Below are 12703 nucleotides of genomic sequence, written 5' to 3'. Positions count from 1 at the left end.
AGCCATAAATTCATCTGATTTCGCAGAAGTGATATCAGATGGGTTGGATTTCCATGCGGTGATCGGCTACGGTGCGTGACAATCAGAGCCCAAAACCGGGCCTTCAGGCAGAGCAGGCACATGGAAGCAGCACAGGAATTCACAATGTGGGCGTTGTTCGCGCGCGCCACAATAACCGTAAAAATCGTCATGATACTGTTAATCGCTGCCTCCGTCTGGTGCTGGGCAGTGATTATCGACAAGACGATCCAATATCGCAAAGCCCGTAGCGAGGCCGGCGTATTTGACCGCGCATTCTGGTCAGGTGAACCGCTGGACGCATTATTCGACCAGATCGGGGCTGAGCCACATGGCGCATCCGAAAAGATATTCGCTGCCGGCATGTTGGAATGGCGCAGATCGCACAGGCAGGACGGCGGGCTGATAGCGGGGGCGACCGCACGGATTGACCGATCGATGGATGTCGCCATTGCCAAGCAAGCGTCGCGATTGCAAAAGGGTCTTCCGATCCTTGCGACAGTCGGATCAACCGCCCCTTTCGTTGGATTGTTCGGCACCGTTTGGGGGATCATGAACGCCTTCATCGAGATCGCAGAAGCCCAAACCACCAATCTGGCCGTTGTTGCCCCCGGCATCGCCGAAGCCCTTTTGGCCACCGGTCTGGGCCTTCTCGCCGCCATTCCGGCGGTGATTTATTACAACAAGTTTTCGTCTGACAGCGACCAGATTGTAAGTGGCTATGAAGCCTTTGCCGACGAGTTCGCAACGATCCTCAGCCGTCAGTTGGACAGCTAGTCATGGGTGCCGGTGTCATGAAATCCGGTGATGATGGCGGCAAACGCCGCCGTCGCCGCTCCCGTCGCGGGCAACCGATGTCGGAAATCAACGTCACGCCTTTCGTGGACGTTATGTTGGTACTCCTGATTATCTTCATGGTTGCCGCCCCTCTGTCTATTGTTGGCGTGCCTGTTGAGCTGCCGGAAACATCCGCCACCGCCTTGCCGGGCGACGATGAGGAACCGCTGACTGTCACGATAACCAATGATGGTCGTGTCATGATCCAGGAAACCGATGTCGCTGAGGAGGCATTGGTCATGCGCCTACAGGCGATTGCAGCAGAGCGTACCAGTGACAAGATTTTCTTGCGCGCCGATGGCCGCAACGACTGGAACCGCGTGGCCCAGATTATGGGTCTTTTGAATGCGGGCGGGTTCGCGGACATAGGACTTGTGACCGATATCGCCACTCCGGGCGATACTGACGGGTAAACGATGGCAACGCCGGGCACCATCATTTCTGGGATTGGCCATGTTGGGCTGATTGGCTGGCTGATCGTTGGCTGGGGCTTTCAGGCTGAGCCTTTGGCCATTGAGACCATGGATGTTACCTTGATCTCCGGTGAGGAATTTGAGCAGATGCGTGCCCGTGCCACGCCGGACCCCGGTGATGCCGACCCCGACGCGCCGGTGCCCCCTGAAATCACCGATGCGGCACCCGTCGCCCCTGTAACCGAAGAGCCGGTGCCATTGGCACAAGCGCCCGAACCGGTCACCCCTCCGGTTACGGAAGCGCCCCTGCCGCCCACGCCGCCGCAACCGACCCCCCAGACACCGGTTGTTGATGCACCACCTGCACCACCAGCGCCGCCAGTTGCACCCCCACCGACACCGGACTTGAAGATCAGCGAAGTACCCACGCCACAGCAGGCACCGACGGTTGCTTCGACGATTTCACAGCCGCCGCCGGATGATGCGCAGATAGACGACGTCATGCGCGACGCTGTCGTTGCGGATGAGACCGCAAGCGCTGAGGCTGTCGTGGACGAACAAGAGGCGACCGCGCCCGAACAGACAACAACGCAGATCGTCATTGAAGATCTTGCGCCGACGACATCCGCGCGCCCCACCGCAAGGCCCACCCGCCCGCAGCCCGCAGCACAAGAGCAGGTGGCGCAGGACGACACACCGGTCACGCAGCCCGCACCACAAGAAGATGTTGCCGCCGCCCTGGAGGCCGCCCTTGCTCCGTCAGAGGCGCCCGCAATAGCTGCTGGTCCTCCGATGACCGGCGCCGAGAGGGACAGTTTCCGCATCTCGGTCAACCGCTGCTGGAACGTTGACCCCGGATCGGTGGCCGCGCGCGTCACGGTCGAAGTGGGCTTCAGTCTGGATCGTGACGGATCGGTGCGTGGCAATGAGGTACGCTTGCTGTCCTCGCAGGGAGACACAAGCGCTGTTGATATCGCTTTTCAAGCGGCACGTCGTGCAATTTTGCGGTGCCAGTCGGGCGGCTACCGGTTGCCCGCCGAAAAATACGATCAATGGGAAGACGTTGTGATAACATTTGATCCCAGCGGGATGCGATTGCGATAGGCAAAGAGACGCGCAGGTGAGGAATTTCCCAATTTTTCCCCTGCAAAACGAGGCACAGATGTGCAACTTGGGGCAAGCTCTGATAGAGCGCAATGAGGCAGAGACGATGAAACATTTATTGACACTTCTTTTGGCACTCGTGTTGTCCGGACCGGCATTGGCCCAAAGTGGACCGCTGCGATTAACGATCACTGATGGCGTCATCGAACCCATCACGTTCGCATCACCCGGTTTTGAGGCCGAAAACCCTGCCGCCGCGCAAGTGGCTGCGGAAATCTCGCGATTGGTGGTGCAAGATCTGGCAGGCACCGGTTTGTTTCGCGAAATCCCGGCCTCGGCGTTCATTTCGCAGATAAGATCATTTGCCCAGCCCGTGTCATTCGCTGATTGGCGCGCGATCAACGCGCAGGCGCTGGTTGTTGGCGCGGTCAATGTGCAAGGCGCACAAATGACCGTGAAATTTCGGGTTTATGACGTGTTCTCCGGCCAGGAGCTTGGCTCTGGTTTGCAATTTGCAGGGACGACACAGGGTTGGCGGCGCATGGGTCATAAGGTTGCCGATGCCGTCTATGGCCGCATAACAGGTGAAAGCGGCTATTTTGACAGCCGTGTGGTCTATGTTGCCGAAAGCGGACCAAAGGATAACCGCCAGAAGCGTCTTGCGATCATGGATTATGACGGCGCCAATGTGCAGTTTCTGACCGATAGCAGTTCCATTGTCCTCGCGCCGCGCTTTTCGCCAGATGGGGACCGTGTCCTCTATACCAGTTTCGAGAGTGGTTTCCCAAGGATCAACTTGTTGAACGTTGCCGATGTGGGACGACAGCAGTTGCAGACCGCAACAGGTGAGATGACCTTTAGCCCCCGCTTTTCGCGCGATGGGCGGCAGGTGATTTACAGCCTGTCCAACGGTGGCAATACCGATATCTTCCGCACTGATCTTACGACCGGCCGGCATATCCAATTGACAACAGCCCCGTCGATTGAAACAGCACCCAGCCTTTCACCAGACGGCAATCAGATCGTGTTCGAGAGCGACAGGTCAGGCTCGCAGCAGCTTTATATCATGTCTGCAAACGGCGGTGAGGCGCGGCGCATTTCCTTCGGTCAGGGGCGCTATGGGTCGCCGGTTTGGTCGCCGCGCGGGGATTTGATTGCCTTCACAAAGCAGAACGCCGGGCGATTCCATATCGGTGTCATGCGGCTTGACGGCTCTGAGGAGCGATTGCTGACATCGTCCTTCCTTGATGACGGCCCGACATGGTCGCCCAATGGACGTGTCATCATGTTCACACGCGAAACGCAGGGTGCGTCGGGCATTTCGGCACTTTATTCGGTGGATATTTCAGGCCGCAACTTGCGCCGTGTTCCGGTTCAGGGTGGGGGTTCTGATCCGTCCTGGGGTCCATTGCAACCTTGACAACAAGGGTGATTCCCCAATGGCGAAACTCATGCTATGGTCATTTCAAAACTGAGCAGAAAAACAGGATGAAAAATTATGACACTTATTAAGACAGCGGCGGCCGTGCTTTTGTTACTGGTGACGGCAGCTTGTACCAACCCTGACCGGTTCGGGGGAAATGCCGGCGCGGGCGGCGGCCTTGATGCCAATGGTGGTCTTGCGGGATCCGCTAGCGATCCGAGCAGCCCTGTGTACTTTAACCAGACCATAGGTGATCGTGTGCTGTTTGCGGTCAACACCTCCACCGTGACACCTGAGGGGCAAGCAATTCTGAACGGGCAGGCACAATGGCTTTTGACGAATGCCGACTACCGTGCCGTCATTGAAGGCCACGCCGATGAGCAGGGCACACGTGAATATAACCTTGCTCTTGGTTTCCGTCGTGCGAATGCAGTGCGTGAATATCTCGTTTCGCGCGGTGTGCCCACGGACCGTCTTGAAGTGACCAGCTTTGGAAAAGAACGCCCGGTTGAGATTTGCTCACAAGAGGTTTGCTACGCGCAGAATCGGCGAGCTGTGACAGTCTTGTCGTTCTCTGCGATTACCAGCTGATCCAAGACCTGAAGGAATGTCCATGTTGCACCGCTTTTTTCTTGCATGCGTGTTGACGCTGTCGCCTTTGCCTGCTCTGGCGCAGGAACAGACTTTGGCTGACATACGCCAGCAGCTCACGGTGCTTTTCGTGGATGTTCAAAACCTGCGGCGTGAGCTGTCGACGACCGGAAACCTGAATACAGGTGTCGTTGGCAGCACACCGCTGGATCGTTTGAACGCGATTGAGGCGGAGTTACAACGCCTGACCGCAAATGCCGAGCAGTTGGAATTTCGCGTCAACCGGATTACGGCTGATGCCGACAATCGCATTGGCGACCTGAATTTCCGTCTCTGCGAGCTTGAAGACGGATGTGATATCGGCCAATTGGATGACAGCCCACTGGGCGGATTGCAGACGCCGGCTGTCCCTGTGATTATGCCTGTCCCGTCAACCGACGGGCCTGCGCTTGCCATCGGTGAGCAGGATGATTTGGCCCGCGCCGAAGAAAGCCTGAACGCGGGCGATCTGGAAGGTGCGATCACGCAGTTGACGGATTTCGTGTCAAATTACCCCGGTAGTCCGCTGACCTCTGAGGCCAACTACATCAGAGGGCAGGCATTGGAAGCCACGGGCGCAATCACCGACGCGGCCCGGGCGTATCTTGAGGCGTTCTCGGGGAGCCCAACCGGCCCGACGGCGCCGGAAGCGCTATTCAAACTGGGGTCATCTTTGGGCGTGATTGGTCAGACCCAAGACGCCTGCCTGACACTGGCAGAGGTCAATGTCCGTTTCCCCGGCAACCCGACGGTCACTTTGGCGCAGGCCGAAATGCAAGCCTTGGGATGTCAGTAGGCGCCTGTTTTGCGCAAGCGATCGCGCAGCACCCGGTTTCTGGCGATCGACCCATAGGGCTTGCGGTCTCTGGCGGGGGTGATTCAATTGCAATGATGCATTTGGCGGCGCGCAGTCTTGCGGTCGGTCAGCTTCACGTCCTTTCGATAGATCACGGGTTGCGCCCCGAAGCGGCGCAGGAGCTGGCGCTGGTCAATGCGCAGGCGCAGGCGCTTGGCCTTCAACACCATGTGGGTCACTGGTCTTGGGATGGGACAGGCAATTTGCAAGCAGCGGCCCGCGCCGGGCGCTGGCAGGCCCTTTGCGCACTTGCTGCACGCCATGAACTGGGGATGATTTGGATGGGTCATACCCAGGACGACCAGATCGAGACGTTCCTGATGCGATTGGCCCGCGGTTCCGGTGTTGATGGGCTGGCGGCGATGCGGATGCGCGCCACCCGCGGCGGGATGCCCCTGCTGCGGCCGCTTTTGGAGGCCAAGCGCGCTGATCTGCGTGCGTGGCTGCGGCAGCAGGGAATTTCATGGGCAGATGACCCAAGCAACGCTGATGCGCGCTACGACCGCGTGCGCGCCCGTCACATGGCGGGAGAGCTTGCCGATCTTGGACTGACCCCAAAACGCGTCTTGCAAACAATCGACCATATGAATGCCGCACGTGCAACGCTGGAGCAGGCAGCGCATCAATTTGCCGCCGCGCATGTCCACGAAGATCGCGGCGATCTGTTGCTGGCGCCTGAGGTCCTCGGCGACATGACGACGGACCAGAACAGACGGGTTTTGGCCGCAGCACTGGGATGGATCAACGGGCGCGCCTTTCGTCCGCGTTTCGATCAGTTGATGGCCGCAGCCGAAAGCCTGGGCAAGGGCCAGACTGCGACGCTTGCAGGCTGCATCCTTTGCGTTGATACCAACAACCGGATCCGCATTGCGCGGGAAGCGGCGGCGACCGCCCCGCGTGATGTCTTGGAAACTGGTCTGTCCATCATCTGGGACAGCCGTTGGCGGTTGTCAGGCCCGTTGCGCGATGGCTTGACGGTCAAGGCTCTCGGGTCAGCGCTCATCGACTGTCCCGAATGGCGGGCATCCGGCATACCGCGATCTTCGCTTCTGGCGTCTCCGGCGATATGGGATGGCGAAACATTGCTCGCGGCGCCTTTGGCAGGTTTTGCTAACGGCTGGTCTGCACAGATTGTCGCGGATTTCCATTCATCGGCGTTTGCCATTGAAGATTAATCATTCGCCTCTATTTTAGAAGAAACGCTAGTGACGCGACTCTGTCGTTCCACTCCCCCATTTCAAAGGAGCTTTCCCCTTGGGCAACGCGCGTAATATGGTCTTTTGGGTCGTCCTGTTCCTCATGGTTCTGGCCTTATTCAATCTGTTCAGCAGTCCTCCGGGTGCGGTGAACAGCGAGGCACGCAGCTATTCAGAATTTGTTGAGGCCGTTGAAGGTGGCCGCGTCACAGATGTTGTGATTGACGGAGAAAACGTACGGTTTGCAGAAGGCGGGCGTACCTATGTGACGATAAAGCCGCAAGATGCTGAAATAACGAACCTTTTGATCGAAGCTGGCGTGCCCGTTGCGGCGCAGAGCCAGGAAACATCGGCCTTCCAATCCTTCCTCGTCAGTCTGCTGCCTTTCCTGCTTTTGATCGGGGTCTGGGTCTATTTCATGAACCGTATGCAAGGCGGTGGCAAAGGTGGCGCGATGGGCTTTGGCAAGTCGCGCGCCAAACTGCTGACAGAGAAACAGGGACGCGTCACCTTTGACGATGTGGCGGGCATTGATGAAGCCAAAGAAGAACTGGAAGAGATCGTTGAATTCCTGCGCAATCCGCAGAAATTCTCGCGACTCGGCGGCAAAATTCCAAAAGGTGCGCTGCTTGTGGGCCCTCCGGGTACGGGTAAAACGCTGCTTGCGCGGGCAATTGCCGGTGAGGCAGGCGTGCCTTTCTTCACAATATCGGGATCCGATTTTGTTGAGATGTTCGTCGGTGTTGGTGCATCGCGCGTGCGTGACATGTTCGAACAGGCCAAAAAGAATGCACCTTGTATCGTCTTTATCGACGAGATCGATGCCGTTGGCCGATCGCGCGGGGTTGGAATCGGTGGCGGCAACGATGAACGTGAACAAACGTTGAACCAGCTTCTGGTCGAGATGGATGGCTTTGAAGCGAACGAAGGTGTAATCATTGTTGCGGCAACGAACCGTCGTGACGTTTTGGACCCTGCGTTGCTGCGCCCGGGTCGTTTTGACCGTCAGGTGACTGTGCCAAATCCGGACATCAAAGGCCGCGAGAAAATCCTCGGTGTTCACGCACGCAAGATCCCGCTTGGTCCTGACGTTGACCTGCGCATTATTGCACGCGGTTCTCCGGGGTTCTCGGGTGCTGATCTGGCGAACTTGGTGAACGAAGCCGCCTTGATGGCTGCACGTATTGGCCGGCGCTTCGTGACGATGCATGATTTCGAATCTGCCAAGGACAAGGTCATGATGGGTGCGGAACGCCGCTCTATGGTGATGACGACAGAGCAGAAGGAAATGACCGCCTATCATGAGGCTGGCCACGCGATTGTTGGCATCTCACTGCCGAAGTGTGATCCGGTATACAAGGCGACAATCATCCCGCGCGGTGGTGCGCTTGGTATGGTGATGAGCTTGCCTGAAATGGACCGACTGAACATGTTCCGCGATGAATGTCATCAGCGGCTTGCAATGACGATGGCCGGTAAAGCCGCGGAGACGATCAAATATGGTGCCGATCAGGTCAGCAACGGCCCTGCGGGTGATATCCAGCAGGCCAGCCAATTAGCGCGTGCGATGATCCTGCGCTGGGGTATGTCGGACAAAGTCGGCAATATCGACTATGCCGAAGCGCATGAGGGCTATTCGGGCAACACAGCCGGTCTGTCCGTTTCGGCCAGCACCAAAGAGCTGATCGAGGGCGAAGTGCGCGAATTTATCCAACGCGGGTATGATCTGGCCCATAAGATCATCACCGACAAGAACGAAGAATTCGAGCGTCTGGCCCAGGGTCTTTTGGAGTATGAGACCCTCACCGGCGATGAGATCAAGCGCGTGATGGCGGGTGAGCCGCCACATGCGGGCGACGATGCCGACGACACGCCAAAATCGGGTGGCACACCGTCCGTCACGGCGATCCCCAAGACCAAGCCGAAGAAGCCGCGCGCCTCTGACGATGGCGGAATGGAGCCGGAACCTTCAACATAAGACCAAATAACGCCGTCCTTCGGGGCGGCGTTTTGAGTTGGGGCTTTGCCCGTTTGGAGCATCTCTTGAATTGAAGGTGCGGGCGAGCTGACATAAGCAGTGACCAACCTCAACAACACAGAGACGCCAATGCCAGCCCTTAACCCCACAGATGTCTATGGTGAAATTGTCTGGATCGGCCATGTGCCTGACCGGGATGCGTCCTTGCGGTCTGCGCCCGCACAACAGGCCCGACTGACATTCGCAGGCATCCCCGGTGAGGCGCATGGCGGGCTGACACGTCCTTCTTGCAGCCGCGTCAAAAGCCAGTACCCAAGAGATACTGAAATCCGAAATACCCGCCAGCTTTCTGTGGTGTCCGTCGAGGAGCTTGCCGAGATTGCCGCGGATTGCGGCTTGGCCCAGCTTGATCCGGCACTTGTCGGCGCATCGCTGGTGATTTCTGGCATCCCGGACTTAACCCACCTTCCACCTTCGTCGCGCCTTCAGTTTTCGGATGGCTCCTGCATCGTTGTGGACATGGAAAACCGGCCCTGCCATCTGCCTGCAAAACCGATGAATGCCGTTCATCCGGGGGCAGGTGACACATTCAAAACTGCGGCAAAAGGCAAGCGCGGTGTGACGGCATGGGTTGAAAGGGAGGGGCGCATCGCCGTCGGCGACAGGGTCTGGTTACACGTGCCCGATCAACGTCCATGGCAGCCCTAGGTTTCCAATCCGAAACAGATCAAGGCGGTTCCGACGATTCCGAAGGGGAAAATGTCGCAATCGCTGTGCATACTGCGGTATTCCCCCGCTAGAAGCGACAGTGAACACATACGGCAAGTGCCGCTGACCCAGGGAAGTCTTCATGGAATACAAGTCTGATATCGAGATCGCACGCGCTGCTCAAAAGCGGCCCATTCAGGAAATCGGTGCAAAGCTGGGCATCGATAGTGATGATCTGCTGCCATATGGCCACGACAAAGCCAAAGTCAGCCAGCGTCTGATCGATAGCGTTCAGGACCGCGAAGACGGCAAGTTGATCCTTGTGACCGCGATCAACCCGACACCTGCCGGTGAAGGGAAGACCACGACAACTGTGGGCTTGGGCGATGGCTTGAACGCGATTGGCAAAAAAGCCGCGATCTGTATCCGCGAAGCCTCGCTCGGTCCGTGCTTTGGTATGAAGGGAGGTGCTGCTGGCGGTGGCTACGCGCAAGTCGTGCCAATGGAAGATATGAACCTGCACTTTACTGGTGACTTCCATGCGATCACGTCCGCGCATAACTTGTTGTCCGCGATGATCGACAACCACATCTATTGGGGCAACGCGCTTGAGATCGACATCCGCCGTGTCGCGTGGCGTCGCGTTTTGGATATGAACGACCGCGCCCTGCGCCAGATCACGGCCTCATTGGGTGGTGTTGCAAACGGTTTCCCGCGCGAAGCTGGGTTTGACATCACCGTTGCGTCCGAAGTGATGGCGATCCTGTGTCTGGCGCGCAATCTGGGCGATCTGCAAAAGCGTTTGGGTGATATCATCGTGGCCTACCGCCGTGACCGGACCCCTGTCTATTGCCGCGATATCAAAGCCGATGGCGCGATGACCGTTTTGTTGAAGGACGCAATGCAGCCGAACCTTGTGCAGACGCTTGAGAACAACCCGGCTTTTGTACACGGCGGCCCATTCGCCAATATCGCGCATGGCTGCAACTCTGTCACGGCGACAACGACGGCGCTGAAGCTGGCGGATTATGTCGTGACAGAAGCAGGCTTTGGTGCTGACCTGGGCGCTGAAAAATTCATGAACATCAAGTGCCGCAAGGCCGGTCTGGCGCCATCTTGCGTAGTTGTCGTGGCGACTGTGCGGGCGATGAAGATGAATGGTGGCATCGCAAAAGCCGACCTGGGTGCCGAGAATGTGGATGCGGTCAACGCAGGCTGCGCCAACCTTGGTCGCCACATTGAGAACGTCAAAAGCTTTGGGGTGCCGGTCGTCGTGGCCATCAACCATTTCGTCACTGATACCGATGCCGAAGTGGCGGCGGTACAGGCATATGTGGAGACCCAAGGCTCTGAGGCGATCCTGTGCAAGCACTGGGCGCTGGGGTCCGAAGGGACAAAAGAACTGGCGACGCGTGTGGCCCAGATTGCCGACGTCGGAGAGGCGAATTTTGCGCCGATCTATCCAGATGACATGAGCCTGTTTGACAAAATCGACACGATCGCCAAGCGCATCTACCGCGCGGATGAGGTAATTGCTGACAGCAAGATCCGGGATCAATTGAAGAAATGGGAACAGCAGGGTTACGGCAATTTGCCGGTTTGCATGGCCAAAACCCAATATAGCTTTTCGACTGATCCAACGCTGCGCGGCGCGCCAACGGGCCACACGGTGCCAGTCCGCGAAGTCCGCCTGAGCGCGGGTGCTGGTTTCATTGTCGCCATCTGCGGAGAGATCATGACCATGCCGGGTCTGCCGCGCGTGCCGTCTGCCGAGCAGATCATGCTGAATGATGCCGGTGAAATCGAAGGCTTGTTCTAAGATTTTGGGGCGGGGCGGCGCTTGACTGCGTCATCGCCCCGCCCACCCTCCCATTTGCCTCCGGCGGAGGTATTTTTGAACAAAAGAAGACAAATATGACAGCTACAGTGATTGATGGAAAAGCCTTTGCCGCAAAGGTGCGTGGGCAAGTGGCCGAAGGTGTGAAGGCTCTCAAGGCAGAGCACGCCATCACGCCTGGACTTGCTGTTGTCCTGGTGGGCGAAGATCCCGCCAGTCAGGTTTATGTGCGCTCCAAGGGCAAAATGACGGTTGAGGTCGGGATGACCTCCATCGAACACAAGCTGGATGTTGATACATCTGAGGCGGATTTGTTGGCGCTGATTGACCAGTTGAATAATGACCCCGCCGTGCATGGCATTTTGGTGCAGCTTCCTTTGCCGGACCATCTGGACAGCGATCTGGTCATCAACAGCATTGATCCTGCCAAGGACGTGGACGGGTTTCATATCTCGAATGTCGGGCTGTTGGGGACCGGTCAAAAGAGCATGGTCCCTTGTACCCCTTTGGGCAGCCTGATGATGTTGCGCGATCACCATGGGTCGCTTTCAGGCATGAATGCTGTTGTGATTGGCCGCTCCAATATTGTTGGCAAGCCGATGGCCCAGCTTTTGCTGGGCGATAGCTGCACCGTCACGATTGCGCACAGCCGGACAAAGGACTTGGCGGCGGTGGTGCGGCAGGCGGACATTGTTGTTGCCGCTGTTGGGCGTCCGCAGATGGTGCCCGGCGACTGGATCAAGTCTGGTGCGACTGTGATTGATGTTGGCATCAACCGGATTGAGAAGCCTGAGGGTGGCACGCGTCTTGTGGGTGATGTGGATTATGAAAGCTGTGCCGCGGTCGCGGGTGCAATCACCCCGGTACCCGGCGGTGTTGGTCCGATGACGATTGCCTGCCTGCTGGCAAATACGCTGACTGCCTGTTGTCGTGCGAACGACTTGCCAGAGCCGGATGGCCTGACCGCCTAAACTGGCACCGCCAAGGCTTTTCGGCCGGTCATCACGGCTGTTACCGGCCCATCGAATAATGCCCTGACCGGTGGCGCATTGCTGCGCAGGCCGCCTGTATAGGCGCCATAGGCGGGCATGATGATCCTGTCATCGCCAACCAGAAATGCGGGTCTGCTGCGTCCTGCAAGGCTGTGTTTGGGGTGATAGTGGCCTGAGATTTCTGCGGTCGCATCGGTTGCGATATGGCGAAATACTAGTCCTGCGGTCTGGAAAGATTGCAGATGGGCGCCGCCCAGATCGACCGGACCAGGGTCATGGTTTCCTTCGATCCAAATCCATTTGCGCCCCGCTTGCAGCCCCATCAGCCACAGCCGCATGTCCTCTGCCAGATGATGTGCCGCGACGGTATCGTCAAAACTGTCGCCCAGACAGATGACCGTCCGTGCAGAGGTTGTGGCAATATCGTCTTGCAGTTTTTGCAACGTATCGCGCACCTCGTAAGGGGGCAGCATTGCACCGCCGCCCCGCGCGATGCGTTCAGATTTCCCCAAGTGCAAATCAGAAATGCAAAACAGGTCTTGATCGGGCAGATAGAGCCCGCCACTTGGCAAGGCGCGGCAGGGAACCCCGTAGAAAGTGAAATCATACCCGTTCATAGTCGCTCAATCGCAAGAATAGATGGCGGAAATCAAGGCTCAAGTCTTGTCGACACCTGCCGCTTGCATCAACCGCGCGGCTTCTTCTTCCATG

At 57.8% G+C, this 12703-nt stretch carries 12 protein-coding genes; 11 read left to right on the top strand and 1 reads right to left on the bottom strand.

Going from position 1 to position 12703, the window contains the following annotated elements; translation table 11 throughout:
- Nucleotides 1–120 precede the first annotated feature (120 nt).
- The 11 genes from tolQ to folD all read left to right on the top strand — a co-directional run bounded on the left by tolQ (nt 121) and on the right by folD (nt 11971).
- Nucleotides 121–795: a protein TolQ gene (gene tolQ, locus ACFDSS_RS03295; protein WP_375254334.1), complete on the top strand. Its 675-nt coding sequence runs from the start codon at nt 121–123 to the stop codon at nt 793–795.
- 2 nt (nt 796–797) lie between these two features.
- Nucleotides 798–1268, top strand: a complete 471-nt coding sequence (locus tag ACFDSS_RS03290) for an ExbD/TolR family protein (RefSeq protein WP_375254333.1) — start codon at nt 798–800, stop codon at nt 1266–1268.
- A 3-nt stretch (nt 1269–1271) separates the two neighbouring features.
- The gene (locus ACFDSS_RS03285) at nt 1272–2372 is read left to right on the top strand and encodes an energy transducer TonB (RefSeq protein WP_375254332.1); all 1101 of its coding nucleotides are present in this window, start codon (nt 1272–1274) and stop codon (nt 2370–2372) included.
- Between the two features lie 106 nt (nt 2373–2478).
- The gene (gene tolB / locus ACFDSS_RS03280; RefSeq protein ID WP_375254331.1) at nt 2479–3792 is read left to right on the top strand and encodes a Tol-Pal system beta propeller repeat protein TolB; all 1314 of its coding nucleotides are present in this window, start codon (nt 2479–2481) and stop codon (nt 3790–3792) included.
- Between the two features lie 78 nt (nt 3793–3870).
- Nucleotides 3871–4386 (top strand): peptidoglycan-associated lipoprotein Pal, encoded by a 516-nt coding sequence (gene pal, locus ACFDSS_RS03275; protein WP_375254330.1) that lies wholly within the window; start codon nt 3871–3873, stop codon nt 4384–4386.
- 22 nt (nt 4387–4408) lie between these two features.
- Entirely contained in the window at nt 4409–5221 is an 813-nt protein-coding gene (ybgF, locus tag ACFDSS_RS03270; protein ID WP_375254329.1) for a tol-pal system protein YbgF, read from the top strand.
- Nucleotides 5212–6456 (top strand): tRNA lysidine(34) synthetase TilS, encoded by a 1245-nt coding sequence (tilS, locus tag ACFDSS_RS03265; RefSeq protein WP_375254328.1) that lies wholly within the window; start codon nt 5212–5214, stop codon nt 6454–6456. The genes ybgF and tilS overlap by 10 nt, the downstream gene beginning before the upstream one ends.
- A gap of 79 nt (nt 6457–6535) precedes the next feature.
- A complete protein-coding gene (ftsH, locus tag ACFDSS_RS03260) occupies nt 6536–8455 on the top strand; it encodes an ATP-dependent zinc metalloprotease FtsH (RefSeq protein WP_375254327.1) in 1920 nt (639 codons plus the stop codon).
- Nucleotides 8456–8584: 129 nt separating this feature from the next.
- Nucleotides 8585–9163, top strand: a complete 579-nt coding sequence (locus ACFDSS_RS03255) for an MOSC domain-containing protein (protein ID WP_375254336.1) — start codon at nt 8585–8587, stop codon at nt 9161–9163.
- A 142-nt stretch (nt 9164–9305) separates the two neighbouring features.
- On the top strand, nt 9306–10982 hold the full coding sequence (locus ACFDSS_RS03250) for a formate--tetrahydrofolate ligase (protein WP_375254326.1): 1677 nt from the start codon (nt 9306–9308) through the stop codon (nt 10980–10982).
- 95 nt (nt 10983–11077) lie between these two features.
- Entirely contained in the window at nt 11078–11971 is an 894-nt protein-coding gene (folD, locus tag ACFDSS_RS03245; protein WP_375254325.1) for a bifunctional methylenetetrahydrofolate dehydrogenase/methenyltetrahydrofolate cyclohydrolase FolD, read from the top strand.
- Here the strand turns inward: folD and pdeM are convergent.
- Complete coding sequence (gene pdeM, locus ACFDSS_RS03240; protein WP_375254324.1) at nt 11968–12609, bottom strand: ligase-associated DNA damage response endonuclease PdeM; 642 nt, start codon at nt 12607–12609, stop codon at nt 11968–11970. The genes folD and pdeM overlap by 4 nt on opposite strands.
- Nucleotides 12610–12703: the final 94 nt, after the last annotated feature.

The sequence above is a fragment of the Yoonia sp. genome (genome assembly GCF_042093035.1).
Taxonomy (GTDB): Bacteria; Pseudomonadota; Alphaproteobacteria; order Rhodobacterales; family Rhodobacteraceae; genus Yoonia.
This window is presented reverse-complemented; position numbering and strand designations above follow the sequence as displayed.

Excerpts from the sequence above, each read along its gene's own strand:
- tolQ (WP_375254334.1), top strand. The coding sequence starts at position 121 with ATGGAAGCAGCACAGGAATTCACAATGTGGGCGTTGTTCGCGCGCGCC.
- ACFDSS_RS03290 (WP_375254333.1), top strand. The coding sequence starts at position 798 with ATGGGTGCCGGTGTCATGAAATCCGGTGATGATGGCGGCAAACGCCGC.
- ACFDSS_RS03285 (WP_375254332.1), top strand. The coding sequence starts at position 1,272 with ATGGCAACGCCGGGCACCATCATTTCTGGGATTGGCCATGTTGGGCTG.
- tolB (WP_375254331.1), top strand. The coding sequence starts at position 2,479 with ATGAAACATTTATTGACACTTCTTTTGGCACTCGTGTTGTCCGGACCG.
- pal (WP_375254330.1), top strand. The coding sequence starts at position 3,871 with ATGACACTTATTAAGACAGCGGCGGCCGTGCTTTTGTTACTGGTGACG.
- ybgF (WP_375254329.1), top strand. The coding sequence starts at position 4,409 with ATGTTGCACCGCTTTTTTCTTGCATGCGTGTTGACGCTGTCGCCTTTG.
- tilS (WP_375254328.1), top strand. The coding sequence starts at position 5,212 with ATGTCAGTAGGCGCCTGTTTTGCGCAAGCGATCGCGCAGCACCCGGTT.
- ACFDSS_RS03255 (WP_375254336.1), top strand. The coding sequence starts at position 8,585 with ATGCCAGCCCTTAACCCCACAGATGTCTATGGTGAAATTGTCTGGATC.
- ACFDSS_RS03250 (WP_375254326.1), top strand. The coding sequence starts at position 9,306 with ATGGAATACAAGTCTGATATCGAGATCGCACGCGCTGCTCAAAAGCGG.
- folD (WP_375254325.1), top strand. The coding sequence starts at position 11,078 with ATGACAGCTACAGTGATTGATGGAAAAGCCTTTGCCGCAAAGGTGCGT.
- pdeM (WP_375254324.1), bottom strand. The coding sequence starts at position 12,609 with ATGAACGGGTATGATTTCACTTTCTACGGGGTTCCCTGCCGCGCCTTG.